We start from the raw sequence: 25,807 nt of genomic DNA, 5'->3' as shown, positions 1-25,807 counted from the left end.
GGCCGTCGATGCCTCGGTGTGGAAGATCGTCGCAGTGGCAATGCTTGGATCATTGCTGGCCCAGTTGGATGCGACCGTGGTCAACGTCTCGCTTGCGCCCCTTGCCTCGGAACTTCAAGCGTCGCTGAAAACCATCCAATGGGTCACCAGTGGCTACTTGCTGGCGCTCGCGTTCGCACTGCCGATCAACGGCTGGCTCATCCAGCGCATCGGCGCGAAGTCGCTTTATCTGTGGTGCTTTTCGATCTTTACGATCAGTTCGATGCTCTGCGGGCTTGCATGGTCTGCAAGCTCTCTCATTGGATTTCGGCTTCTGCAAGGGGCCAGCGGCGGTTTGATGGCACCCATGGCGCAATTGTTGATGAAGCGCGCAGCGGGTCACCAATTCACGCGCATTGCAGGCTACGCGGCGATCCCGGTCCTGCTCGGGCCTGCACTTGGACCGGTGATCGCAGGTGCGATCCTGCACGCCGCGTCTTGGCGCTGGCTGTTCCTCGTCAACCTTCCTGTCGGCGTGTTGGCGATTGCGCTTGCCAAGGCGTTCCTTCCAAAGGACGTCGACGAGCGGACAGTGGCTCCCCTGGATTGGATCGGCCTGGCGCTGCTTTCACCGAGCCTGGTATTCGTGCTATTCGGGATCGACCGCCTCTCCCAACCAGCGGGGATCATCGCGACCGTCGTAGGCGTCCTGATGTTTGTCGCGTTTCTGGTGGTGCAGCGCGGCAAGGGTGATGCCGCACTCATCGACCTGACGCTGTTTCGCAGCCGGGCGTTCTCGGTTGCTGCATTGGTCCAGTTTCTATGGAACGGTGTCATGTTTGCCGGTCAAATGCTTGTCCCGCTGTTTCTGATTCAGCAGTGCGGGGAATCGCCAGCGATGATGGGCTGGATGCTGGCGCCGCTCGGGTTGGGCATGATGCTCATCGTGCCTTTACTTGGATTCGTGACGAGCCGTCTCGGCGAGAGGCGTACAGCTATTGCCGGCGCTTTCTCCGCCTGCGCCTCGACGCTCCTGCTTGCCTGGCTGGCCACACACGGTCTTGACAGGCCAGTGTTGGCGGCGGCGTTGTTCTTTCGCGGCGTGGGATTGGGTGCAATCGGCCTCCCGGTGGTCTCGCTGGCTTACGCTTCCATTGGGAACGAAGACCTGCCGATGGCCACCACGACGCTCAACATCGTGCAACGGATTGGCGGACCGATATTGACTACCCTTTGCGCCTTGCTGTTGTCCTGGGAATTGCAAGGGCACGCTGGCTGGCTTGGCTTGAATGCATGGAGCGAAACGTTAGGCGCACTCGCGGCGCTCCACGCGATCATGGCAATGACCACGCTGGCGCTGCCCCACTCAAGCAGAACGTGATGTTGCGCTTCAACGATGCTCGGTCGTTCCGACGGAAACAATTCTGTAAGAGCAACAGTCTACCCAAACGCTGGATACTCGCTACATCATCCCTCACCAGCTTGCCCTTCAAAGTTTATCTATGCGCTCCGCATTGTCGTGGAACAGCGCGCGACGCTCTCGGATTTAGCAAAGTCCTTCGTAATCTCCTTGAAGGCACCAAAAACGGCATCATAGCTGCTGAAACGCTTGTCAACCGGAAAGTTACTTACAAACATGCATCGCTCGACGCCGAATGCATCGATGGCATCGAGAACGAATGGCCGAATGCTGTCCACTGCCCACTTCCAATTCGCCATCCCGAGTCCCGAAATCTTGCACGAAACGTTTGGCGAGGAGGCCAGCAGTTTCATCTTTTTTTACAGGTTGCGATGTCCACGGGCATGCCAGTATGGTTGAGAACGAGTGGAGTATCCGGATAAGCGTGAGCCAACGTCGTCGGCTCTTCCATTTGCGTACAGCATAGTTGCAAATCGAATGACAGGTTTCAGCGTGGTAAGAGTGAATAGCCCGCCCGCCATTGCGGGTCGCTCATGACAATGAATTTTAGTTAGTCATTTAGTGACATAAATCAAGTCATATTCTGGGAAACGAGAAGTCTGTGATCGCTTACGTTTTTGCATACGAAGTGCCACACACTGCAAGATTGCTTGTCGAATTTGCCTCGTCGGTTTGCCGACGTGCCCAGTAGGAAAGACGCTTTCGCACCGTCCGTCATTGCATTAACGCCTCTCTTCGGATGAAGCGCAAATCCAAACGGCAACGCATATCGAGGCATACCCTCAGTTGTGTTTTCTCTGTTGAGCGACACAATGAGGTCGATCGCGCACACATCAACTGCCTGTCGTCACACGTGCGCCGCACCCAAAGGCACACGATGTCTTCATCTATGATCACGGCCTGCTCCATTACCTCGCGGCAGGAAAACGCTTTACTAAGAAAGGTAATCTCTTTAACAGACGAACAACGATCCGCGTCGTCCAGCCATAAAGGCATTATCTGGGTTTACTTAAACGGCCGTTGTAATTTCACCTGTGACTACTGCCTTGACGGACGTAACTGCCAATCAGCTCGTGCTGCGCACGCGACGAACTTCGTCACCGCCCTGTCCAGCCTCCAAGTAGAAACCGGTTACGCTCTAATCTTTACAGGCGGCGAGCCGCTTATCGAGCGCGACTTACTACAACAGCTTTTTCTTCGATTTCCTGACGTCCCGAAAGCGATACAAACCAATGCTAGCCTGCCACGTTCGATGAAAACGTTAGCACCCTCATTTTCGAAAAACGACTGGCTTGCTATATCGGTGCACGACGAAAGCCACGCGACCTCAGAACGACGGCGCAACATTATCGAAACGACAACAATCGCGAATGCGCATCGTATTCCTGTTCTATTTCAACTGATGTGCTCACCGAACAACATCACGGCGATGCTTGCGCTTGCCAAACAATATCGAAATGCCGGTCATCGGACGGCGATGCGTCGGTTATTTCAATTCGACTCACGCTTTTTTAAGGCTTATAGAAACGACATCGCCGCAGCCTCATCGGAGGGATGGGCAGCGCCCGCATTCTTCGAAGACCGTTGGGATGTGCGTCAGCCATTTCTTGCATTGAACGTGCGTCTAGACGGATCGATCACCGCAGTCTGCCGAGAGGAAGTGGAGATCGGCAATCTCTACACCGGTTACGACCTCAATCTACTTGCACCACAGAAGGGCCAGGCGTGCGACAGCGTCTGCCACTGCTGCTCCTGCTTATGGGTGCATCAACCGTCTGGATTTGCATGATTACGGGGCCGTTGCTACTGGTTTGCCCACACCTGCCGCCACGTTTTCGCGGTGGCGTAGAGGTGTACTCTCAGTGGCTAATAGAAGCATTGGGGGCGCTTTCAAAGGACCTTATCGTTCTCTCCATCATCGACTTCACGAATCCTATACCTAAAAGACAGAAACTGACTTCGACTTTGCAGAAAGGCGTTACCTATTACTGGCTCCAAATTGACGCGCTGTATATGGCACAGCCACGAACGCATTTCTTTAATGAAGCTGTTTTTGATGCTGTCACCAGCATATTGAAAAACCATCACCCTGTAGCGGTTCACGTACAAGGCGGATTCAGGATAACGCCTGCTCCGCTTTTCGCCGCCTATAAATCAAGCATTCCTATAATTTTAACGTTGCATGACTACTACTTCATTTGCCCGACCGTGAATCTGATTGAGTCGAGCGGGAATCGATGCACTGGGATCGTCGACGCGTCGCAATGTGCAACATGCATAACCCATAGATCAACACTTACTCAGGATTGGTTTGAAGACTGGATGGAAGACCATGATGCCTCAGGGGTTTCACTCCACGAATTGGCAACGATGCGGGAAGCCACCCGCAAGAGCCTCGGGCTTGCTAACGTCCTTTTGTCGCCTAGCCAAGATCTTGCAGCGCGCTACCTCCGCACCACTAACAAGCACGAGAAAACCTTGAAAATCCACGTTCATCGTCTTGGCGTGCCCCAGCGTCTTACGGCAGAAGTGGCAATCGGCGCATACCCGCTAAACAGTAACCCTCCAGATCAACGCCTCGTATTTGCTTACATTGGCCATATACATCCACACAAGGGAGTGCACTTACTTGTCGATGCCGCGGCGCGAATGAGCCCGGACACCCGCAACTGGACGTTAAAGATCTATGGAGAATGGGCAGATAGTCCCTATCATCACAGTCTCCACCGATCAGCGGCGCAACATCCCAACATCGCGTTATGTGGTGCCTACGACCCCGATAATATTGCGCAAATTCTAGCCGACGTCGATATCGTTCTCCTTCCTTCGCTATGGTCCGAGAATGCGCCGCTCGTGATGCTGCTCGCACTACGCTACGGTGTGCCTGTAATGGCTTCACGCATAGGCGGTATTCCCGAGTGGGTTCGCGACACAATCAATGGCTGGCTCGTTGCCCCAGGTGATCCGATAGCGTGGGCTAAGGCAATGGCACATTGCATCGAACACCGTGACCGGATAAAAGACCGTGCCGGCAACTGCCGATATCCATTGACCAGTGAAGACGAGGCAAAGGCACTCGTCCGGGTCTACCAGTCATCTGCAGGACAGCGCGAATGAGTCAAGACAGGGAAGCGGCGATGAAACATCAATCCGATGTAAACACGGCAACGACGACACGCGTTCTCTATTGCACGCATGGCGGATGTTGGCCACCTGTACAAGGCGATGCGGTGAGGGTCATGTCGTTGATAGACGCTATGCGCGCGCACGGGATCCAGGTGCACCTGGCAATCCTTCATGATGCGACGCAGCCACGTATCGCCGATTACGACGCGCTGCGCATGCGCTGTGACGGTTTGTCGGTCTATACGCCGCTATCTCATGAACGGGTAGACCCGAACGCACCCGCAGACGATCATTGCCCTGACGCGTATTTGTCCTTGTGCGCGCGAGACCTCGCGCGCATCAAACCGCATGCGCTCATAGCCCAGTTTAGTTATCTATCTCGCTGCCTTACATTGCCAGGCATGCCGAGTGACACGCTAAGAGTGCTAGACGTCGACAATATTCTGCATCAACGTACTGCAGCGTTTCATGCGTGCGGGCTCGAAGAAGATTGGATTCGTATAACGCGACGCGACGAGCTACGATGTTGGCAGCGTGCCCAGGTGATATTAACGGTTCAACCGGCAGACGCCGGCGTGGTACGACGCGCTACACCCGGTGCGGTTGTCTTAACGATTCCGCCGTTGCTTCGCGACGCACCGCAATCCCCTTCTGTCGGTACGCGATTACTTTTCGTCGGCGCAGACAATCCTGCAAACACCAATGGGATCTTGGGTTTTTGCCGTCATGTTTTGCCGGTTCTAGTCGCACGTTACCCGCAGCTGAGGCTTGATGTCATCGGAAGCGTGTGCGACGCCTTTGCACGACACAGTGTATCCAATACGCGTGTACATCCTGCCATTTTCCTCCACGGCATCGTAAGCGATCTGCCCCCCCATTATTGTCAAGCGACCATCGTTCTTAACCTTGTGCCTGCCGCTTCTGGCATTAACGTAAAACTGCTTGAAGGAATGATGCATCGCCGATGTGTGGTCAGCACAAAGGCAGGAGCCGATGCCCTCGCCATACCCGGTGGCGTAATCATTGCTGACTCGGATAGCGCTTTCGCAACGCTGGTCGGTGACTTACTCCACGACGTCGACAGACGAGAACGGTAGGCGGCCACCGGATATGCCATGGCACGGCAATGGCTTCATCAAACACGTCCTGTCGAGTCGCTTCTCGACAGAATTCAATCTTTATCACGTCGCCGGAACGGACGCACTACGTCGCTACGCTTCGCACCGTCCACCGACATACATCCCCCACGTTCCGTCACAGCGCCGATCTCGGTCTCCGCCGATGCGACATTGAATGGGCCTATCGCTCCGAAATACGTCATTGTCGATTCAGTAAAGCACAGCCACCACCGGTTTCTGCTCGCCGTGTTATTCGACAATTTGGGAGGCGATGATATCTGTTGCCTCGTCTTGTATCGCACACGTCTTCTAGCCGTCGCGCGAGTTCGCGCGTTAAATCCTGACGTTCTTTATCTAGATCGTGTTGTTCTTGCGTCGAATATTGACACGGATCTACCTGTCGTCGCGGACTTGCTTGACGTCCTTTTCACCCGTGCGCGTACCACTGGAAAAGCAGTGCACGGCTTCCCCCTCCGCCTACTAGGAATATCATCATGTGCCCCCACCGCACCGTAACGGCTGTCGCGAGACGTCCTATCCTCATCACCGGGAGTGCTGGTCTGATTGGCACCGCGGTAATAGCACGCCTTATCCGGCAAGGGCGCAGCGTCATCGGCGTCGACGTGCGCAAAGGGCTCGCCACGGTAACGACAGACATCCTAGACTTGGATCCAGCGGCGGATTATCTCAGGGACATAGCTGGAATCATTCACCTCGCAGCTGTATCGCGCGTGATCGACGCCGAACGCGATCCTTTGCATTGCGCCGAGGTCAACGTCGAAGGCACCCGACGCCTGCTGGAAAGTGTCACGGCAGCGCCTCGGCGACCATGGTTTCTGTATGCGAGCAGTCGAGAAATATACGGGCAGCAATCAGCCATGCCCGTTTCAGAAAATGCAGATGCTAAACCGATGAACACCTATGCTAAATCAAAATGGATTGCCGAGGGGTTGGTTCAGGCCGCATGTCAAAAGGGGCTCCATGCAGCAATCATGCGTTTCTCAAACGTATATGGCGCGGTGCAGGATCATGCAACCCGCGTGGTTCCGGCGTTCGTCGCACAAGCCCTCGTCAACGCACCGCTTCACATAGAAGGGGCGAATCATACCTTCGACTTTACCTATATCGACGATGTAGCCGAGGGAATCACACGCTTGGCCGATCATATGGATTCCCAGGAATACGCACCGACTCCTATCCATTTTGTGACGGGTCGACCAACCACACTCGGCGAACTCGCGACTCTAACGATTTCGTTGACTGCGTCGGACTCGACATTGCTGTCGGCACCGCCACGCACGTTTGACGTTGCGCATTTTGTCGGCGACCCGCGCTATGCGGCGTCACTATTACGCTGGAGAGCAGAGCACTCACTCGAAAAAGGACTTAGCCGAATGATCGCGGAATGGCGCCGAACGCTAACAAACGCATCCGATCCAAACACTTCATACGGACATCCTGTCAAGGGCTTTCGACATGTCGATAAAGCAGACCCGAGCCTGATTCCACCGGCAAAGCCTCACGCAGTGGACGCAAAGGCATGAACGCGATCCCACACCACCAACCATTCACCGATGCGGTTGCCACTCTTGATCGCGATGGGTTCGTGCACCTGCCGGGTGTTATAAGTACGGTCGAACTGGATGCATTACGGCATGCAACTGACGCGGTAATCACACGCTCAAGGATACTAAGCGATCACCCACCGGCAGGACAACATGGTTCGCTACCAGAGAATAGCGCAAACTCAAACGAAGCTAGCAAATTTCTGCGTGAGGATGTCAAATACTGCGCTGTTGTCGACAACGAATATGTCGACGGAAACACATTATGCCGGATCGAATACATGCTCGATAAAGGTCCAGAATTCAGACGACTACTAGGGCACCCTACGCTACTAAACTTCGCGGCTCATGTATTGCAGTCGCCCTTTCTTTTGACGTGGGAGGACATGATCATAAAAGTACCGTATTGCGGCATTCCAGTCCCGGCGCATCAAGATCTGAAATACCAAAGTAATCAGCATCGCGTATTTAGCGCTGGAATCTATTTGGATGATTCATTTTCCTCCCCTTTCGAATGCATACCAGGAACACACCGTCTAGGGCCACTCGACAAGCCGTCATTGGACAAGCTGTGTCGTGAGCGTGTCGACTCGTTTCATCCAATCCTTGCCCATGCCGGCGATATCGTAATTCACAATGTCAAGGTGGTTCATCGCTCGCCAAGCAACGCCTCACCCTATGCGCGCCGCACCCTATACTTTGAATTTCGTTCGTTGGCTGCCGTATTGTCGGACAGCCCATGGTCGGTGGAATGGGCGTACGCGCGTCTCGGCTACTTAGCTTATGCTGCACTCATCCGCAATAGATGTCCGGCACTAAAGCTTGCGGACGATATGGCGGGCGTCTCTTACGATCGCGCGGTGACACCGTATTGGGACTTTCCGTTCGAGAAAGGGTCATTATGGAATGACACACCCACTACGGAGACCATGCAGCGGAGATGGCGTATCAACCATGATCGCATTTACCGACTGCGCGAATGTGACGAGCGGTTTTTATGAAAAACCACGCCAAATGCGAGCCAACGACGCAGCGAGACTTGCCATCAACCGCAATAGACACCGCCCTGTGTGCCGCGCATTTAGCAACCAGCAGATTCAAGGCGCTCCATGACTACGCAAGAGCGAAACTGGACCTCGCACCACACAACGCTACGCTTTGGACTTATTTGGGCTATTCCCTAGCCCTGGAAGGCCGATCCGAAGCAGCCCGGGAGGCTTTTTTCAAAGCAGTCAATGTCAGAGACACAAATGACGCCGCCTGTCTCGCTTATGCCGACGCCTGTTTATTAAAAGATCAATCCGCAACGGCGTACGCTTGGCATACCAGGGCTCGTCGCCACCCAAGCGCACGGTATGAATATACGAATCTCGAATACCTGCTGCGCGCAATAGGTCGTCACCGCGATGCGGCCCGCCTCACCGATCACCATTTTTGGAATACCTCGTCCGCGTTACAGTATTACCCCAGGGGCTACTTAACCCCGCGTTGGGATGGTACGCCGCTACGCGGCCGCGCCTTACTTGTTCATTGTGCAGACGGCTATGGGGATAGTCTATTAAATCTCCGATTCTTGCGTGAATTGGATTTACAACAGGACATCACCCTAGACTGTCCAGAACTGCTTTATCCACTGTTCAGCGCTACCTTTCCATCGCTGCCATGCGTCCGATTCACAGAACCTTTACCCAGGATTTACGACTGCTATATTTCATTGCTAGCGCTGCCTGGGTATAGCGGGACACCGCATAGCGACATCCCAAGCGCTCCTTATATTAACATCCGATTTGACGATAGTAGTCGGAAGATTCCGATTCGGGAGCAGGTCTGTCGGTCCGTTATCTCAAAACATGACGAGGGCCACCGCACCGATGCGCGTCCTCGCGTCGGCCTGTACTGGCGTGCCAGCGGGTATGCCGAAGAACGAAGCCTAGCCTTAACAGATGTCCTCCCGCTCGCGAAACACATCGACTTGGTTGCGTTACAGAAAGATGTCATGCTGTCGGAAATAGGCGATTTGGACAGCGCATGCTTACCCGTCTACCGACCGAAATTGCAGGATTTCTTAGACACCGCCCGGCAGATTGCTTCGGTCCGTCACGTCATCACGGTAGACACTGCGGTCGCGCATCTTGCCGGCGCGATGGGAAAGAGCATGACGATTTTACTGGTCGATAATCCTGCGCCAATGTGGCGATCCGCGGCATTCAGATCGCGCCTCTACCCTAATGCACGTTTCGTATGGGTAAAAAAAACAGTGCCTAAAAACGCATGGATAAACCAAGATACATTCCATTTCGATACTGCCCAAGCGATCCATACAGTCTACTTGGAAAATTTATGCGAGTACTTACTCGATTCACTGTCTATTGACGGCCTGTTTATTTGATTTATATTTTTTACTTAGTTATACAAATTTAATGGAAAATAAACGTCTTGATGAAAAGCTCTTTGATGAAGGCTACTTCGACTCATTACAGACAGCTCGTGGGTGGATAATGGCGGGACGTGTCGTGGTGGACGGGAAAACCATTACGCAAACAGGCTATCGTGTCAAGGTCAATGCCGCTATCTCCTTACGCGGTATGCGCCTGAAATATGCGAGTAAAGGCGGCTATAAACTCGAGCGCGCGCTACAGAAATTCGAGCTTGACGTCTCCGGCTTGCAATGCTTGGACGCTGGCGCATCCACCGGTGGGTTTACCGACTGTCTCTTGCAAGCAGGCGCCGCCTTTGTTTATGCCGTTGATGTGGGATATGGACAGCTACGCGGCAGCCTTGCATTGGATCAACGCGTACGATCAATGGAACGAACCAATATTGGTTCGGTGACAAGCGCGAGTTTTCAACCGGCCATCGACTTTGCCTGCGCTGATTTGTCGTATCTCAGCATGTCTTCCGCTTTACCGCAAATCCGCAGTTTATTTTCAACAGATGCTTACCGTATCGTCTTTCTTATAAAACCGCTATATGAAGGACTCAATGAACACGATAAGTCGAATACAGAGGCGATGCGTCCTGTGTTATGCAAGCTATTCGAGAGTCTTTCGGAAGAAGGCTTCGTGATTGAGAATAGCTGCGCATCGCCGATTCTAGGCGGTCGAGGTGCGATGGAGTTTCTCGCGTATGCGTGTAGCCAACCGACGCGGGACGCAGCACCATCGCCAAAAATGTCTGCTTCCGTGCTAACCGATGCAGCCATCGCAGACGCTATTGCGTTACCTGTCTTGCCTGTTGAGCAGTTCGTCCGCAACGCATAGCGTGGAGATTGGGATGTCAAGTAAAGACGCGAACGAAGCCAGGCCGTTTTCGTGGGCCGTGCTCCATCGCGCGCGTGCAGCATTTGCGCGCAGTGCCCTCTCCGCTGGATCGTTCAAAGCGTCCACAATTGCCGCTCCAAGTCGCTCAACGCTCCCCCTGACGCTATCCGAGCGCAAGTCGCCCGTACAGTCTGTCGACACTAACCAAGCTTGCGTGTCGTCGAGCATCTCCGGGATGCCTCCCACTCGGGTAGTTACGATCGGGCATCCGCATTGCATCGCTTCAGATAGACTTAGTGGTGTCCCTTCCCAAATCGAAGGCAGTAGCAATAGATCGGCGCAACGGTACCAATCCCCAACGTGGGATTGCTGGCCAGCTAACGTTACACACGCGGCCAGTCCACTACGGACCAATGCTGCCCGCCATGCATTCTTGTCCTCCCCATCGCCAACCCAGACAAACTGGACGTCAGGTGTGCGTTCTTTGACCCACATCACGATTCTGGGATATAAGGCCCAACCGTTTTGCCGAGTGATACGCGCGACGGTGAGCACGCAATGGCTCGCGGATCTGGCGTCGGCCTGCTTTTCAGCAACAGGCATCGGAGGATCTTTCGGTGGTGGTACAACCGCTCCCGACCCGGCATCTACATCAAGGAGGGGCACTCCAGCGCGGGGCAATTGGCGAGTGCCATATACCGCACCGCGTCTGGAAACGTTTGGCAGAATCTTGACGCATTCCGACGCTACACCGAACGCGCTGGCAATCCATTTACGAGCGGCCGCCGAGACACTAACCAGCTTTAACGCCGCGGCACGACGCCGTAATGCAGCTGGCGCGCGAAAAGGCGCGTCGCACAATTGGAAAATTACGACGCTAGGAATGCCGCGATCAATGCACGCCGCCAAAAATCCGAACGCTGCAGTCGGATCCGGTAAGACGACGATGGCTTGCTTAGGGGAAAGGCGCCCCAATAGCGACATCGCCTCGCTATATTGGTCGGCATTGCTTGGCCAATTCGGCGCGGCGGAACAGCCGCAGTGCCAATCAAACGGCTCCGACGGATACTTTCCAATCCGGGCAATGCGCTGGCGAAATTCCGCTGTTTCTGGCATCGCTGGCATACACGACATAGCGGGCTCACTCGCCGCATCCAGCAACGCTAATAGTTGTGCAGCAAATTCTTCGCATCCGCCATATCCCAGGCTTGGTATGAAAACTAAACGCTTCATTGCTTCCCCTCCCGTTGTCGCATGTGCCGCTGGTGCCGAACAGTCAAGCTCCCCTCATATACGACCACGGCGCATGCGCGTTGGATTGGTATTACAAAGTCCCGCCGAAATCGGTGGAGTCGCATCATGGTGTCAAGACCTCGCACTATATCGCTCTAGAAGCTTCGACGTCGTCGCCGTTCTGTTGGAAAGCCAGCATGCGCAATTCGAACCAGACATTAGCCCGGCGCCCGATACGAGTGAAAGCGTTGGCAACTGCCTCACTGCTGAAGAAAAGGCACACAGCCCATGCAACGTAGCAACCGCAAGCAATGGCGCATATGAAAAAGACGTAACACCTTTAAACGAGGCATTCCGCGCTTTCGATGAGGTTATCGTATTGCCCTTTCCCCACGGCAGCGAGGATCACTGGTCTTTGCAGTGCGATGTAGACGGCATTGACTGGCTTCCAGTCCATGCCCGCCTGATCGGCCAGCGCATCGATATTCTTGTCCCGAACCAATATGAGTATGGATTTAAGCTAGGTGCTTATTTATTATCGTCTCACCCTCGATTACGCGTCATCGGCGTTTGCCACACCGACGAGTCGTATTATCTCCATCTGCAGCGTAAATACGCACGAATATTGTCTGCGGTGATCGCCGTTTGCACGCAAAGCCAACATCGCTTGGCGGGCTATGGCATAAGGGCAATACATGTGCCATACGGCGTGCCTGACTTCGCCGCACCGAGCGACCAACGCATCAAATGCTCCCCTCTTTTTACGATCGGCTATGTCGGACGATTATGCGAGCGTCAGAAGAAGGTATCCCGACTCTTACTGCTAGCGGAGAATATCGTACGCGCAAAGCTACCCGTGTCCTTGCTCGTCTGCGGCGACGGCGAAGAACACGACGCGCTTTATACAGCGCTGCGAAAAACAGCGATATCGCTGACCTGGACCGGCCCGCGTCACAGAATGGATATGGCTGGCGTCTATGCGCAAATCGACGCACTCATTTTGGTTTCTGATACAGAAGGCACACCGCTCGCGATGCTTGAAGCAATGTCGGCTGGGGTGGTACCGCTTATGCCTGACATTGCCGGAATCGGCGACACCATCGTTCACGGCCAAAATGGCTTTCTATACCCACGCGGCGACATGAATGCCTTAAGTGCGCAGATCGCCACGCTGTCGAATCAGAACATCTTGAACAATAGCGATTTTTCCCAGGATGCCGTCGCGTCGGCTGGCAAGAACCGCATGGCGTCGCATGCGACGTCGACCTGCGGCGACATCCATCACTTGCATTACCTGCACCGAGCTGCGACGCGTTCGACCTATCTCTCGCGATATAGCCTCGCGACCCACATTTCTGCATTGCATCAGGTGTTTCTGCAAGCTACCAACATGACGCATATTGACACATTGGATGCGCTCGCGGTGATCGCGGATCATCGATCGATGCGATGGCATCTCGATGTACTACGTGATACATCTACTTTGGATACCTAATCATGCATTCCAGGATGAGGTGCTTCATTCATTCCTCGCTTCGCCCCTTCGGCATCAGATATGCAGCGATTGGCGGATTCGAGGCGATACAGGCGACTGCAGGCATGCTTGCACCGCTCGCATTGGGCATGCTTGTGCAACGGATGACGGAAATCGTCAACAATGATGCGATATCAACCCATCCAAAAACCCTATTCACCATCGGCTGGCCACTGCTGTTCTTCATTTCCACGCTTACCGTCGACATGACCTGCTCACGCGGGTCCGGTGCCTTGTTCATCCACTCGCTGGCACCTCAGCGTCATTCTATCGCTATGCGCCTGCATATGACGGCCCTTTCACGCAAGCAGGACTTTCATACATGCTATCACCCTGGACTGATCTCTCAGCGTGTAACGGAAACCGCTGTCGCGATCAACCAACTGCTTGGCAGCGTCTTTTTCGATTTCTGGCCCACGGCGATCGCGCTAACGCTTGCCGCGTTTACTTTATGCCTGGCCTCGCCGTACTTGGGCTGCTTTATGATTGCTTGGGTCTGCGTTTATGGCATTGTCTCGTATCGTATTGCCCGAAAGGCGGAATCGCTGATTGTCGATGCCGCGGCGTGCGAGGCGCAGACGAATGCTCAGATCACAGATAGTCTGACGAATCAGATGAGCGTGATCTTAAACAACGGCCTTCACACCGAGCGCCGTCACCTCTCGCGTTACCAGTTAATAGAACGCAAAGCGATCAATCGGTCGAATCGATTCTTTGAGCGTTTGCGATGGGGGCAATTTGCTTTCATGGCCATCTTCTGCGTCAGTATTTCCTGCGTCGCTAGTTGGCTTTTCATCAAGGGCGACATTGATCTCGCCCTTTTCACAATGTCCGTCGGAATCGTGCTTCACGTCGTCAATTACACCCATAACCTCAGCCAACGATTGATCGATTACTTCGGCTATTGGGGCAAGATCGTGGACGGCGTCACACATTTACTGCCTTCAGGCCCAATTGACGCAGACACGCACACTGCGACTGCCACTGAGTGCTCACAAGTCGCGGCGGGTGCACCAACGGTGTCGACAGTCGCCGCGACGTACGATGCACCAGAAAGATCTATCCATGCCGCTCAGATGCCTATTGCATCTGCCCTGAACCCTGGGAAGTCCGCGTTCCCCCTTTTAAGCGAGGACTGGCCGAACGGCAAAGCACTGGACATCGTATTCGAAGCGGTCTGTTATGACTTAGGAGATCGGCGTATTCTGAACCGCATTGATCTAACAATTCGACTTGGCGATCGTATTGCCATCGTCGGGCCTTCTGGTGCAGGAAAAAGTACTTTGCTAAGGCTGGTCCTCGGCGTCATAGAACCGACCGAAGGACGTATTTTAGTGGCTGGCCGCGATTTGCGGACCGTCTCACCGCCATGCTGGCGTAACTATCTCGCGGCTGTCCCACAGCAGGCGTGCTTATTCAATCGGTCCATTATTGAAAACGTCTTATACGCCGTACCCACGCTGCGACAAACGTCTAATGCAACACAATCCCTATGCGGGGCACAACCTTCGTTCTTAGCTGCCGATACCGGCAAGGATAAGGACATTTCTTATGCCCCGAACGCTGTCTATCACTCTGCACTGGCGCGCGCGCAGGCGCGTTCATTTGTCTCAGCTTTGCCCGGAGGCGACGACACCCTGATCGGGCCCAATGGCACCACATTGTCAGGTGGGGAAGTTCAGCGTCTTTTACTGGCTAGAGCCTTTGCACGCGACGCAGCGGTAATGGTCCTAGATGAGGCTACGGCAAATCTCGATCCCGTTACGGAATCCGCCGTGTGTGCGCAATGGTTAGCGGCAAAAGTTGGCGCCCCAGGATCAAATGATTTACCAAGTGACATCGAGATGAATAGGACCACCGTTCGAAGCGATACGACGGTGTTGTTCGTTTCGCATCGCATTGAACGAGCGTCAGCGATGCCCCGCATCCTGGTTGTCGTGGACGGACGCATCGTCGCGGACGGCACACATATCGCGCTGTTAGAGAGTAGCCAAGACTATCAATCGTTGTGGAAAGAAGGGAAGCGCGATTACGCGACGTGGACACCCTAATCAGCATTTCGCTGTCGGGTCCTTCGCATCGGATCAGGCGTATTGCATCGATGCTCCGCATTCACGTTGGGCGTTAATCGGCGCCCAACGACCGTCTCGCGGACGTCGCCCCCACGACGGCCAAGCCTGACCACGCTCTGTCAGCCTTCGTGCGTAGACCATGAGTATAAAAGCCTTTGCGAAGTGTTGACGCACTCGCGATGCTCCACGCGATCATGGCAATGACCACGCTGGCGTTGCCCCACTCAAGCAAAACGTGACGTTGCGCTTCGACGATGCTCGATCGAGCGGACGAGAACAAGGTAGTAAGCGCGGCGGTCTAGGCAAACGCTGGATACACGCTACATCACGCCTCGCAATCCTGCCCTTCAAAGTCTATATATGCGCTCCGCATTGTCGTGGAACAGCGCGCGACGCTCGGACTCAGCAAAGTCCTTCGTGATCTTCTTGAAGGCATCAAAGACGGCATCATAGCTGCTGAAAAGCTTGTCTACCGGAAAATTACTCGCAAACATGCATCGCTCGACGCCAAATGCATCGATGGCATCGAGAACGAATGGCCGAATGCTGTCGACTGTCCACTTCCAATCGGCCATCCCGAGTCCGGAAATCTTGCACGACACGTTTGGCGCTGAAGCCAGCAGCTTCATTCCTTTTTTCCAGTTTTCGATTTCGGCAGGCTTACGGTCCACGGGCATGCCAGTATGGTTGAGAACGACCGGAATATCCGGGTAAGCGTAGGCCAATGCCATCGCCTCTTCCATTTGCGTGCAGTACAGCTGCAAATCGAATGACAGGTTGTAGCGTTGCAAGAGTGAATAGCCAGCCCGCCATTGCGGTTCACTCATGAGGTGCGGATTATCAATGAACGTCTTGACCGGGTCACGATGGAAGTTAAGGCACTGGCGAATTCCGCGCACGTTCGGATATTCGAGATGTGACTCGATTACCTCCTGGACTTTCGGTGATGACAGGTCTGCGAAGGCGACGATTCCGTGCGGATAACCGTGCTTGTCCGCCACGCCCTGGAGCCACCGCGTTTCCGCTACCGGGTCGTTATGATCATATTCGACCTGAAGGTGCACCGTCTTGACGACATTCTGATTCCTGATGTCTGCCAAAAAGTTTTCAATCAGATAGTCTTCACGAATCGCCGAATAATCACCGAAAACGCGCTCAAGCATGGGCCCCTGAAGCCACGGATAATTGCCGTTCTTCAGGTCGTAAAGATGATGATGCGGGTCAATGATGGGGAAATTGTCCACAATGCCTCCGAATACGTTCGAATCAAGTAAGGCGGCTGCCCGCTTTTCCACCAGCGGCGTCGCGCAAGCACGTGCGCTCAGTAGCTACCGGCCGACGGCGGATAGACCCGCTTCACGGTAGCCTGCGCGGCAGGCTGGTCGATTGTTTCCTTCGTAACAAGCGGCTCTTTGAGCGCCAGTTCCTGAGTCGTTGGATTCTTGTTCAAGACGTTGTTCACCTGCGTGGTGGCGTCGATACCTTGGCCCACTGCTTCCTGCAGGAAAATGCCCTGGATGGCGCCATCACGCAATAGCTTGATGGTGGTCGGACTGCCATCTGCAGTTACAACAGCAACCTTGCCTGTGAGCCCCCGCGTCTGTAGCGCTTTGGCGGCGCCGGTCGCCGCTTCATCGTACATTCCGTAAATGGCCTTGACGTCGGGATGGGCGGTCAGGATGTCGTTCGCCTGCGAAACAGCCTCGTTGACAGTCAAGCCATGGGTTTCAAGAACCTGAACCAGATCGCAGCCGTCCGCGGCAAACGACTCCTTTGCGCCCTTCATATATTTTTGCGCGTTCTCGCGGTCTTGCGGCAGCGAGAGCATCGCTATCTTGTTGCCACCGCGCTCCTTCGCCAGTTTGCAGACATAGGCGCCTTGTGCCTTGCCGGTGTCAAAATTATTGGCAGTGACTGCTGATGTGTAGTCTGTCTGTCCCGCTTGGGGACCGATGCCCGCAAACGCGATAGGGACGGACTTCTCTTTCAGCAGCCTCAATACGGGAGGCGTGCTGGTTGAACTGACGGGACCCATCACGATGGCGGATACGCCTCGTGTCAGCGCCGTCTTCACGTTGTCCATCTGCTTCGCGGGAGAGTTCTCGGAGGTAAATTCCACGTAGTTCATGCCCAGTTCCTTCGCGCGTTCCTTGACGCCGTACGCAACCCACTGCCAGTACGAAATATCCAACGATGGCGCGATATAGGCAACCGTTTGCTTGGCCTGTGCCAGCGCCGACTGTGATGCCATCGCGAGGCAAGCCAGCGCGCTACAGACAACCATCGCGGTCAAAGGCTTTTCAAGTTGGCGAAATGGGGTGAGTCGAAAAACGTTCATCATGGTCTCCTTGCTTGGTATTATGCCGCCGGCTTATCGCCGTGCTTTGGTGATGCGATCGACCAATACCGCGATGAGTATCACGATACCTGTCACCGTGCCTTGCCAGAAACTGTTCACGCCAATAAGATTCGCACCGTTCTGGATGATCGTTATCATCAACGCGCCGAGCAGCGCACCAATAGCGGACCCGGTGCCTCCGAAGAGGCTTGCGCCGCCAATAACCACCGCAGCGATTGCCTGAAGCATCAAGCTGGATCCCGCTGTCGCTTCCGCATTACTGATATACGAGACGCTTACAATGCCTGAAAATGAGGCAAGCAATCCGGAAATTACATAAGCGCACAAACGAACGCGATTCACAGGGATACCAATGACGCGAGCGGAAGCGCTGCTGCTACCTACGGCATACAGCCACCTCCCCGCTACAACCTTGCGCAGACAGAACTCGATAACAACCAGCAGCAGCGCGCACCACAGCACGTAATTGATGACCCCGGGAATCATCGCACCAGAATTGAGCAGCCAGTAATTCGGGTCATTGATAGGAAGCGAGTGACCGTCGGTTACGATGAACGACAGACTTCCGGCGATGGCATACGTACTAAGCGTGACGACGAATGGCGCGAGACCTACGAAAGTCACAAGCGCACCATTCATCAAACCGATGATGAAACCCACGGCCAAGCCGGCGATGCTGCTGACGATGGCGCCATGACCATGCGACATCGCCAGACCGGTGACCATGCCTGTAAGGGAGAAAACAGAGCCTACCGATAGATCGATACCACCCGTGATGATCACGAGAAGTACACCGAACGCCATGATGACGAGCGGCGCCGCGGCTTGGGTAACGTTCGCTAGATTTCCCATCGACAACGCGGCCGGAACGACCATACCAACAGCAAATTCGATGACGACAATGGCAATCGCGATGGCAATCTCGGTCCGATACGTCGACAATATGTGCCGGATGCCTCCGCCTGGCTCTTTCGCGCTGCTGCGCATTGCTTGCGTTACTGCTTTCATGCTGTGTCTCCTGTCTTATATTCTGTCGTCGAAACCTTTTACGTTTCAGGCTGCCATTCCTGTAGCGCTAGCAAGGCTTGTTTCATTAAGGCCAGGATGGCGGAGCATCCCGGTCGGCCTACCTGAAAGGTCAAACGCGAGCACCGTGTCACACAACTCGACCAGTTCCACGTATTCCGTTGACCACCAGACAACTGCCGTACCCTGCTTGGCGAGTTTGCGAATGAGCGCGTAGATTTCGCGCTTTGTCCGAATGTCAACGCCGCGCGTAGGTTCTTCCAGCACCAGCAGTTGCGGCTTCAGATTCAGCCAGCGCGCAACCAGCACTTTTTGCTGCGTACCGCCGCTCAAGGTGGCGGGAGCGTGCCATAGGGAGCCGGCGCGTATCTTGAGTGCATCGAGAAGGTTCTGCCCTTCTTGAAGCTCCTCGTGACGAACGATTTTTTTTCGTTGGACGACGCGCTGCGCCACCATCAGGTTGTCGATGATGGGCAACGTTGCAAGCATGCCTTTGTTTGCTCGGTCGCCGGATATGTAGCCTACGCCAGCGCGGGCCGCATCAGATGGTCCGCGATGATTGACCGATACACCCGCTCGCTCGATACGCCAGCGAGGTTTAGGCGCGATTCCCGTTAGTGCCTCGATCAATTCCAGAGGGCCGGTTGGCGCGCCTGCCAGTCCGATGATGGCTCCCGGACGTATTTCGAATTCGATATCATCCTGGCAAACGATGACGGGGGCTTCAGCGGTGCTATGGCCGTCATAGCTTTCGTCGTATCCGTCTCGCAATTCCGATGCAGCTTCCAGGTTGACCTCGATTTGCGGGTCCGGCTCGACCGATTGCCCCATGTGGTCGATGATTTCACGGTCCGTGATCGTGTCGAGCGGCGCACGGTCGACGGCGGTCTTGCCATCACGAATGATGGTGCAGACATCGGCAATCTGACGTATCTCCCGCATGCGATGAGAAACAAAGAGAACGGCAAGATTCGTTTCGACTATCAGCCTTCGAATGACGGCAAAGAGACGCCCGGTCTCGGCAGCGGTCAGATTTGCTGTCGGCTCGTCGAGCAATAGCAGCTTCGCACCGGAGCGCAGCGCACGGGCTATTTCCACCAGTTGCCGCTCGTGAAGCGATAGCTCGCCCACCAAGCGATGAACCGATTCCCTTGCGAACTGCGGGTCAATTAGCGAAAGGGCTTCAGTCGCAAGCGCGCGTGAGGTTCGCTCACTGTATGTTCCGAACGCCCGATGCATTCGGGGCATGGCGATATTTTCCGCGACCGACAGATGTGGAAGCAATGCCAGCTCCTGATTGACGACGGCAATCTCCCCGGTACTCGCTGGAGAGGTTGAGGCGTCGCCAATGTCGCGCCCCGAAAACTGAAGCGTGCCCCCGTCCCGTTGATGCTGGCCGGAAATGATTTTGATGAAAGTCGACTTCCCCGCGCCGTTTCCACCAAGGAACGCGTGAACCTCTCCCGGACGAACAGACAAGTCGAAGCCCTTAAGGACACTGGTAGGCCCAAAGCTTTTGATGATTGATTTTGCGAGCAACAACGTGGGTTGTTCGACCATTGCACGTCTCCGTCGCGAAAACCGCGAGCGAGCGTCTCCGATCGCAAGTCGCGAGAGCGGCCTGCAATGCGTGACAGATTCTGAAGGCTTGACTGAGTAGCTGGGAATGCAGCAAGCCGGACTCCGTGCCGGGGCTTTGCTTAGCCGTGGGCGATGGTGATCATGTCACCACGGGCAACGTACTTGCCTGAAAAAGAATTCAGGGTATTCATCTATGTCTCCTGTGCGGCTGCTGCACCGCGCCATATTTATATGAGGCACGACTTTAGGCCACTGGCGGCCTGACACGGGGTAACATTTCACGTGTTTTCGTGTCCGTATCGTTTGATGTCGAGGATGGCAGCGACTACCGTCAGAAGGCAATGCAGTTTTGTTCAATCGTGACTGAAAAAAATTTTATCATGCGAATTCCGCCGTTGAAGGCCATCATCGCGTTCGAGAGCATTGCACGTACGAAGAGCGTGAATCGAGCAGCAGAAGAGCTTGACCTTACGGCGTCGGCCGTCAGTCATCAGCTTAGCAATCTGGAGTCAATGATCGGGCAATCCCTGTTTCAACGAACAGGACGTGGTCTTGTCCTGACACCCACCGGGGAGCGCTATCTCGCGGACGTAACGGGGTCGCTAGCAGACCTCAGCCGGGCGACCGAGCGTGCCTCGAGCACGAAGGAAGTCGACATCCTGCGTGTGCATTCGAGCCCGAGTTTTGGCTTGATGTGGCTATTGCCGCGGCTATCCTCGTTTCAGGAAGCAAATGGCGACGTACAACTGAACGTCGCCTGTTCATACGAGAACATATCGTTTTCGAACGGATATTACGACATAGACATTCGTCATGGCTATGGAGAATGGAGCAACCTCGAAGTGCGTACGGTCCGGGGCGAATTCATCGCCCCACTCGCATCACCGGCCTACCTTGAGCGGCATCCGGTGAAGACGCCAGATGACCTGCTGGCCGAGCGCCTCGTCTATTCCGAGACGCCGCTCGTTCAGTGGCGGCAATGGTTTGGCCGAGCCGGCGTTGCTGGCGCAAACAAAACGTTCGACTTTTCGTTCGACCGTTCCTACATGTCGATTGAAACGGCGTCACTCGGGCTCGGCATTGCTCTGGAAAGCGTCATGATGGCTTCCCAAAAAATAAAGGACGGCGCTCTCGTGCAGGTCTTCGACGATAGCCATTCCGTAGAGGTAGGTGCACATCATCTCGTTTACCCCAGTCAAAATGCCGAGTTGCCGCGAGTCGCAAAATTTTTGACCTGGATTGAAACGGAATTCGAACGCTGCAAGGCAGATGCACAGGGATAACCCTGGAGGCTGAAAATTTCTCAGCTATGGTTGAAGGGAACTGTGTTGATGCGAGGTTCGCTGGCGGACAAACTTCGCCTACCCCTAGCTCATCAACGGAGACACCCACATGTTGCTCGAGAATCAAGTCGTTATCATCACGGGCGCCGCATCGGCACGCGGCATCGGTAAAGCGACGGCAAAAGCGATGGCTGCGCAAGGCGCGCGCATCGCGATTCTGGACCTGAACATGGCGGACGCGGAAAGCGCCGCGCGCGACCTCGGGGATGGCCATCTCGGTCTGGCGTGCGACGTCACCGATAAGAAAGCCTGCGTTGCCGCAGCAGATGCGGTTGTCTCACAATATGGTCGCATCGACGCATTGATAAACAACGCGGGCATTACGCAGCCCATCAAGACACTCGATATCTCCAAGAACAACTTCGATGCCGTTGTCGGCGTGAGCCTGCTAGGAACGCTGTACATGTCGCAAGCCGTCATCCCGCACATGAAGCAGCGGCAGCGTGGCAGCATCGTCTGCATGTCTTCCGTCTCCGCGCAACGCGGCGGCGGCATTTTCGGCGGCCCTCACTACAGCGCGGCGAAGGCCGGTGTCCTCGGGCTTGCCAAGGCGATGGCCCGGGAATTCGGTAGCGACCATATCCGCGTCAATGCCATTACGCCGGGCCTTATTCAGACGGATATCACGGGCGACAAGCTGACCCCTGAGATGCGCGCGGACATCATCAAGGGCATTCCGCTTGGGCGTCTCGGAGAGGCAAACGACGTCGCCAATGCCTGCCTCTTTCTAGCAAGCGACCTTTCTACCTATCTGACCGGCGTCACGCTCGACGTCAACGGCGGCATGCTCATTCACTGACGTTGCCTTCATTCGCTCCTTGACAGCAGGAGGCGCGTACGACGCACGTGTATTGACCAAGGCGTCAAGCCGCTCAAGCGGCACTAAAGCATGGCACCGGTCCCGTCGCGGCGACGGGCCGAGAGGACAGGAGACCACCGATGAAATCCAGACTGGCCAGCCCGGGAATCGGAGCAGACTTATCCGCTTCCAGCAATGCCTCGAACTTCGAAGTAAGGACCTATGCAAAGGTTGCGCGTCATCTGATTCCGTTTCTCATGCTTTGCTATCTCGGCGCATACCTCGACCGGGTAAACGTTGGCTTTGCAAAGTTGCAGATGCTCAATGACCTCCGCTTCTCTGAAACCATCTACGGCATCGGCGCGGGCATCTTCTTCTTGGGCTACTTCCTTTTCGAGATTCCTAGCAACCTTATTCTCCACAAAGTCGGTGCACGCAACTGGCTCGCGCGCATCATGCTGACCTGGGCGGTGATTTCCGCAAGCTTTGTGTTTGTGAAAACGCCAACCACGTTTTATGCCCTGCGCTTTCTGCTGGGCGTCGCCGAAGCCGGATTTGCTCCGGGCGTCATTTTGTATCTGACCTACTGGTTTCCCGCCGCACGGCGCGCAAAAGCGCTTTCGATGTTTTTCATGGCGATACCAATGGCCGGCATCCTCGGGGGCCCCCTCTCCGGCTGGATCATGCATACATTCCAGGGCGTGCAAGGCCTCGCGGGATGGAAATGGCTGTTCATGCTGGAAGCATTGCCTTCGCTGCTTCTTGGGGTTGCGATTTTTCTGTATCTCGACAACGGAATCGCCAGCGCGAAATGGTTGTCCGAGGACGAAAAGGCGCTCCTCAAACGCAATGTGGAAAGCGATCGCCAGGCGGCTACCGAGCACGTGTCCATCCGCGCGTTCGTCCGCGACCGTCGTCTCTGGCTAATGGCTGGCATCTACTTCTGTGTCGTTCTTGGTCAATACGGTCTGACCTTCTGGCTACCGACAATCATTCGTCGCACAGGTGTCGCCGACCCGCTGTGGGTTGGTGTCCTGACCGCGATTCCGTACATGTGCGCCATCATTACATTGCCACTACTCGGAAATAGTGCCGATAGGCGTCGCGAACGACGTTTGCATCTGGCGATTCCGATGCTGGTTTCAGCTGCCGCGTTCGCCGTACTACCGATGCTGGGAAGCGTGGGCCCATCGATTATTTGCATGAGCGTCGCTGCTGCGGGCATTCTCGCCTCATCGTCGTTGTTTTGGGCGCTTCCCACCGCGGTTCTCAGCGGGGTGTCCGCCGCCGCTGGAATTGCAGCGGTCAACTGTTTCGCCAATCTGGCCGGCTTTTTTTCGCCTGCCATTGTCGGATGGCTCAATGACTTCACCGGCAAGGCGACCGCAGGCCTCATCTTCATTTCCACAGCCGTCGTGCTGGGCGCGATCCTGGTGTTCTTCGTGCCCGCGAAGACCGTCAATCGCTGAACAAGCTGTTTCAAGGAGACGAGTAAATGAGTACAACCGTCATCGAGGATGTATCGCTTGCAGAGCGCGCATACCGCATCCGCCGCAACGCCCTGCTGATGGGCGAAGTACAGGGCCAGGGCTATATCGGCCAGGCTCTCGACATCGCCGATGTTCTGGCTGTTTCCTATTTCGGCGCAATGCGTTACCGCGCAGCGGAGCCAGACTGGGAGCACCGGGACCGCTTCCTGTTGTCGAACGGTCACTACGCCATCGCGCTCTACGCCGCACTGTTCGAAGCCGGCATCCTTCCCGAGGAAGAGCTGGAGACGTATGGTAGCGATGACAGCCGGCTGCCGATGTCCGGCATGGCGAGCTACACACCCGGCATGGAAATGTCCGGCGGGTCACTCGGTCAAGGACTTACGATTGCAGTGGGCCGGTGTCTCGGACTCAAGAACAAAGGTTCGAAATCCCTTGTGTACACGCTCTTCTCCGACGGCGAGCTGGACGAAGGCGCCATCTGGGAAGGTCTTCTCTCGGCGGCGCATTGGAAGCTGGATAACTTGATAGCGATGGTCGACGTCAACAATCAACAGGCGGATGGTCCCTCGACGCACATCATGGCTTTCGAGCCGCTAGTTCCGAAGCTGGAAGCGTTTGGCTGGTACGTGCAACGCGTGAACGGAAACGATATCAATGCCGTGAAGGCGGCCTTCGACAACGCGCGAAACCTGAAAGAGGCGAAACCGCGGATCATCGTGTGCGACACGAAGATGGGCTGCGGCGTGCCTTTCCTCGAGCAACGGGAGAAGAACCACTTCATCCGCGTGGATGCTCATGAATGGAAGCTGGCGCTGGATGCACTCGACAACACTTTTGCAGGGAGCAAGGCATGAACTCGGTTATCGATAAAAAACCTCGTTTGAAGACGTCGGCGATGATTGCATCCATCGCCGGCGACGACCAGGTCACTCGGTCTGCTCCGTTCGGTCACGCGCTGGTCGCGCTCGCTTCTTCGAAGCCAAACGTCATCGGCATGACGGCTGACCTGGGAAAGTACACCGACCTCCATATCTTCGCGAAAGCGTTCCCGGACCGGTATTACCAGATGGGCATGGCGGAACAACTTCTGATGGGCGCTGCCGCCGGCTTCGCCCACGAAGGTGCGCAGCCTTTCGTCACGACTTACGCGGTGTTCGCAACGCGCCGCGCATATGACTTTATTCATCAGACCATTGCCGAGGACAACCTCGATGTCAAAATTGTCTGCGCGCTGCCCGGCCTGACGACCGGGTATGGGCCGAGCCACCAGGCCGCCGAAGACCTGGCGCTCATGCGGGCAATGCCAAACATGACAGTGATTGACCCATGCGATGCGCTTGAAATTGAACAGCTGGTACCGGCCATTTCAGCGCATAAAGGCCCTGTGTATGCGCGTCTCCTGCGCGGTAGCGTACCCGCTGTTCTTGATGAATACAATTACCAGTTCGAACTCGGCAAAGCAAAAATGCTGCGTGACGGGAGCGACGTGCTGATCATCTCGTCCGGCATTATGACAATGCGGGCGCTGGAAACCGCAAAGGCACTAGAGTCGGACAAAGTAGACGTCGCAGTGCTGCACGTTCCAACCATCAAGCCGCTCGACACGGAGACCATCATCCGCGAGGCAAAGCGAACGGGGCGTATGGTCGTCGTTGCCGAGAACCATACGATTATCGGCGGTTTGGGGGAGTCTGTCGCAACCACGCTCTTGAGCGCCGGCGTTTCGTGTACGTTCAAACAGGTCGCCCTGCCAGACGCGTTTCTCGACGCAGGTGCACTGCCCACACTCCACGATCGATATGGTATTTCGACAAATGTCATGGCGGCCAATATTAAGCGATGGCTGGCGTAAGCTTAAGCGGTGTGGCGGGCTCCTGAAATTCACGCTCGACATTTTGC

Annotated in this window: 21 protein-coding genes; 15 read left to right on the top strand and 6 right to left on the bottom strand. The window is 55.2% G+C overall.

Annotated features, from left to right (window positions below; all coding sequences use genetic code 11):
- The first annotated feature begins 40 nt into the window (after positions 1–40).
- A complete protein-coding gene (locus SJQ66_RS16490; protein ID WP_320535338.1) occupies positions 41–1,360 on the top strand; it encodes a DHA2 family efflux MFS transporter permease subunit in 1,320 nt (439 codons plus the stop codon).
- Between the two features lie 119 nt (positions 1,361–1,479).
- On the opposite strand, the gene SJQ66_RS16485 is transcribed toward SJQ66_RS16490, so the two are convergent.
- Positions 1,480–1,752: an amidohydrolase family protein gene (locus SJQ66_RS16485; protein ID WP_051504621.1), complete on the bottom strand. Its 273-nt coding sequence runs from the start codon at positions 1,750–1,752 to the stop codon at positions 1,480–1,482.
- Between the two features lie 524 nt (positions 1,753–2,276).
- Between SJQ66_RS16485 and SJQ66_RS16480 the strand changes: the two genes are divergently transcribed.
- From SJQ66_RS16480 to SJQ66_RS16455, 7 genes are all read left to right on the top strand, one after another.
- Positions 2,277–3,188 carry a radical SAM protein gene (locus SJQ66_RS16480; protein WP_320535053.1) on the top strand — a complete coding sequence of 304 codons (912 nt, stop codon included), beginning with the start codon at positions 2,277–2,279 and terminating at the stop codon, positions 3,186–3,188.
- On the top strand, positions 3,185–4,516 hold the full coding sequence (locus tag SJQ66_RS16475; RefSeq protein WP_046153174.1) for a glycosyltransferase: 1,332 nt from the start codon (positions 3,185–3,187) through the stop codon (positions 4,514–4,516). Before SJQ66_RS16480 ends, SJQ66_RS16475 begins: the two co-directional genes overlap by 4 nt.
- Positions 4,513–5,622, top strand: a complete 1,110-nt coding sequence (locus SJQ66_RS29735) for a glycosyltransferase (RefSeq protein WP_407691540.1) — start codon at positions 4,513–4,515, stop codon at positions 5,620–5,622. Before SJQ66_RS16475 ends, SJQ66_RS29735 begins: the two co-directional genes overlap by 4 nt.
- Positions 5,623–6,137: 515 nt before the next feature.
- Positions 6,138–7,187, top strand: a complete 1,050-nt coding sequence (locus tag SJQ66_RS16470; RefSeq protein WP_320535052.1) for an NAD-dependent epimerase/dehydratase family protein — start codon at positions 6,138–6,140, stop codon at positions 7,185–7,187.
- A complete protein-coding gene (locus tag SJQ66_RS16465) occupies positions 7,184–8,209 on the top strand; it encodes a phytanoyl-CoA dioxygenase family protein (RefSeq protein WP_320535051.1) in 1,026 nt (341 codons plus the stop codon). The genes SJQ66_RS16470 and SJQ66_RS16465 overlap by 4 nt, the downstream gene beginning before the upstream one ends.
- A complete protein-coding gene (locus tag SJQ66_RS16460; protein ID WP_320535050.1) occupies positions 8,206–9,597 on the top strand; it encodes a tetratricopeptide repeat protein in 1,392 nt (463 codons plus the stop codon). The genes SJQ66_RS16465 and SJQ66_RS16460 overlap by 4 nt, the downstream gene beginning before the upstream one ends.
- Positions 9,578–10,468: a TlyA family RNA methyltransferase gene (locus SJQ66_RS16455; RefSeq protein ID WP_320535049.1), complete on the top strand. Its 891-nt coding sequence runs from the start codon at positions 9,578–9,580 to the stop codon at positions 10,466–10,468. The genes SJQ66_RS16460 and SJQ66_RS16455 overlap by 20 nt, the downstream gene beginning before the upstream one ends.
- On the opposite strand, the gene SJQ66_RS16450 is transcribed toward SJQ66_RS16455, so the two are convergent.
- Positions 10,427–11,701: a glycosyltransferase family 4 protein gene (locus tag SJQ66_RS16450; protein WP_320535048.1), complete on the bottom strand. Its 1,275-nt coding sequence runs from the start codon at positions 11,699–11,701 to the stop codon at positions 10,427–10,429. The genes SJQ66_RS16455 and SJQ66_RS16450 overlap by 42 nt on opposite strands.
- 379 nt (positions 11,702–12,080) lie before the next feature.
- On the opposite strand from SJQ66_RS16450, the gene SJQ66_RS16445 reads away from it, so the two are divergent.
- Together SJQ66_RS16445 and SJQ66_RS16440 are read left to right on the top strand one after the other, a co-directional pair.
- Positions 12,081–13,196, top strand: a complete 1,116-nt coding sequence (locus SJQ66_RS16445; RefSeq protein WP_320535047.1) for a glycosyltransferase — start codon at positions 12,081–12,083, stop codon at positions 13,194–13,196.
- 143 nt (positions 13,197–13,339) lie between these two features.
- Entirely contained in the window at positions 13,340–15,286 is a 1,947-nt protein-coding gene (locus SJQ66_RS16440) for an ATP-binding cassette domain-containing protein (RefSeq protein WP_320535046.1), read from the top strand.
- A 368-nt stretch (positions 15,287–15,654) separates the two neighbouring features.
- Here SJQ66_RS16440 and SJQ66_RS16435 read toward each other — a convergent pair whose 3' ends face one another.
- The 4 genes from SJQ66_RS16435 to SJQ66_RS16420 form a co-directional block, all read right to left on the bottom strand.
- Entirely contained in the window at positions 15,655–16,551 is an 897-nt protein-coding gene (locus tag SJQ66_RS16435) for an amidohydrolase family protein (RefSeq protein ID WP_253465475.1), read from the bottom strand.
- A 77-nt stretch (positions 16,552–16,628) separates the two neighbouring features.
- Positions 16,629–17,648 carry a substrate-binding domain-containing protein gene (locus tag SJQ66_RS16430; protein ID WP_320535045.1) on the bottom strand — a complete coding sequence of 340 codons (1,020 nt, stop codon included), beginning with the start codon at positions 17,646–17,648 and terminating at the stop codon, positions 16,629–16,631.
- Between the two features lie 30 nt (positions 17,649–17,678).
- Positions 17,679–18,674, bottom strand: a complete 996-nt coding sequence (locus SJQ66_RS16425) for an ABC transporter permease (protein ID WP_024904766.1) — start codon at positions 18,672–18,674, stop codon at positions 17,679–17,681.
- A gap of 45 nt (positions 18,675–18,719) precedes the next feature.
- A complete protein-coding gene (locus SJQ66_RS16420) occupies positions 18,720–20,252 on the bottom strand; it encodes a sugar ABC transporter ATP-binding protein (RefSeq protein ID WP_024904767.1) in 1,533 nt (510 codons plus the stop codon).
- A gap of 401 nt (positions 20,253–20,653) precedes the next feature.
- Here SJQ66_RS16420 and SJQ66_RS16415 point away from each other — a divergent pair, with 401 nt between their 5' ends.
- The 5 genes from SJQ66_RS16415 to SJQ66_RS16395 all read left to right on the top strand — a co-directional run bounded on the left by SJQ66_RS16415 (position 20,654) and on the right by SJQ66_RS16395 (position 25,760).
- Positions 20,654–21,556, top strand: a complete 903-nt coding sequence (locus SJQ66_RS16415; RefSeq protein ID WP_024904768.1) for a LysR substrate-binding domain-containing protein — start codon at positions 20,654–20,656, stop codon at positions 21,554–21,556.
- Between the two features lie 109 nt (positions 21,557–21,665).
- On the top strand, positions 21,666–22,415 hold the full coding sequence (locus SJQ66_RS16410; RefSeq protein WP_320535044.1) for an SDR family NAD(P)-dependent oxidoreductase: 750 nt from the start codon (positions 21,666–21,668) through the stop codon (positions 22,413–22,415).
- A gap of 140 nt (positions 22,416–22,555) precedes the next feature.
- Entirely contained in the window at positions 22,556–23,884 is a 1,329-nt protein-coding gene (locus SJQ66_RS16405; RefSeq protein WP_024904770.1) for an MFS transporter, read from the top strand.
- Positions 23,885–23,910: 26 nt separating this feature from the next.
- Entirely contained in the window at positions 23,911–24,762 is an 852-nt protein-coding gene (locus SJQ66_RS16400; RefSeq protein WP_024904771.1) for a transketolase, read from the top strand.
- Positions 24,759–25,760 (top strand): transketolase family protein, encoded by a 1,002-nt coding sequence (locus SJQ66_RS16395; protein WP_320535043.1) that lies wholly within the window; start codon positions 24,759–24,761, stop codon positions 25,758–25,760. Before SJQ66_RS16400 ends, SJQ66_RS16395 begins: the two co-directional genes overlap by 4 nt.
- The last annotated feature ends 47 nt before the right edge of the window (positions 25,761–25,807 follow it).

This window comes from Robbsia andropogonis (genome assembly GCF_034047095.1).
Classification (GTDB): domain Bacteria; phylum Pseudomonadota; class Gammaproteobacteria; order Burkholderiales; family Burkholderiaceae; genus Robbsia; species Robbsia andropogonis.
Note: the sequence above shows the minus strand (reverse complement) of the source record. Positions and strands in the feature narration are given on the sequence as shown.

Excerpts from the sequence above, each read along its gene's own strand:
- SJQ66_RS16490 (WP_320535338.1), top strand. The coding sequence starts at position 41 with ATGCTTGGATCATTGCTGGCCCAGTTGGATGCGACCGTGGTCAACGTC.
- SJQ66_RS16485 (WP_051504621.1), bottom strand. The coding sequence starts at position 1,752 with ATGAAACTGCTGGCCTCCTCGCCAAACGTTTCGTGCAAGATTTCGGGA.
- SJQ66_RS16480 (WP_320535053.1), top strand. The coding sequence starts at position 2,277 with ATGTCTTCATCTATGATCACGGCCTGCTCCATTACCTCGCGGCAGGAA.
- SJQ66_RS16475 (WP_046153174.1), top strand. The coding sequence starts at position 3,185 with ATGATTACGGGGCCGTTGCTACTGGTTTGCCCACACCTGCCGCCACGT.
- SJQ66_RS29735 (WP_407691540.1), top strand. The coding sequence starts at position 4,513 with ATGAGTCAAGACAGGGAAGCGGCGATGAAACATCAATCCGATGTAAAC.
- SJQ66_RS16470 (WP_320535052.1), top strand. The coding sequence starts at position 6,138 with ATGTGCCCCCACCGCACCGTAACGGCTGTCGCGAGACGTCCTATCCTC.
- SJQ66_RS16465 (WP_320535051.1), top strand. The coding sequence starts at position 7,184 with ATGAACGCGATCCCACACCACCAACCATTCACCGATGCGGTTGCCACT.
- SJQ66_RS16460 (WP_320535050.1), top strand. The coding sequence starts at position 8,206 with ATGAAAAACCACGCCAAATGCGAGCCAACGACGCAGCGAGACTTGCCA.
- SJQ66_RS16450 (WP_320535048.1), bottom strand. The coding sequence starts at position 11,701 with ATGAAGCGTTTAGTTTTCATACCAAGCCTGGGATATGGCGGATGCGAA.
- SJQ66_RS16440 (WP_320535046.1), top strand. The coding sequence starts at position 13,340 with ATGACGGAAATCGTCAACAATGATGCGATATCAACCCATCCAAAAACC.
- SJQ66_RS16430 (WP_320535045.1), bottom strand. The coding sequence starts at position 17,648 with ATGATGAACGTTTTTCGACTCACCCCATTTCGCCAACTTGAAAAGCCT.
- SJQ66_RS16425 (WP_024904766.1), bottom strand. The coding sequence starts at position 18,674 with ATGAAAGCAGTAACGCAAGCAATGCGCAGCAGCGCGAAAGAGCCAGGC.
- SJQ66_RS16420 (WP_024904767.1), bottom strand. The coding sequence starts at position 20,252 with ATGGTCGAACAACCCACGTTGTTGCTCGCAAAATCAATCATCAAAAGC.
- SJQ66_RS16415 (WP_024904768.1), top strand. The coding sequence starts at position 20,654 with ATGCGAATTCCGCCGTTGAAGGCCATCATCGCGTTCGAGAGCATTGCA.
- SJQ66_RS16410 (WP_320535044.1), top strand. The coding sequence starts at position 21,666 with ATGTTGCTCGAGAATCAAGTCGTTATCATCACGGGCGCCGCATCGGCA.
- SJQ66_RS16405 (WP_024904770.1), top strand. The coding sequence starts at position 22,556 with ATGAAATCCAGACTGGCCAGCCCGGGAATCGGAGCAGACTTATCCGCT.
- SJQ66_RS16400 (WP_024904771.1), top strand. The coding sequence starts at position 23,911 with ATGAGTACAACCGTCATCGAGGATGTATCGCTTGCAGAGCGCGCATAC.
- SJQ66_RS16395 (WP_320535043.1), top strand. The coding sequence starts at position 24,759 with ATGAACTCGGTTATCGATAAAAAACCTCGTTTGAAGACGTCGGCGATG.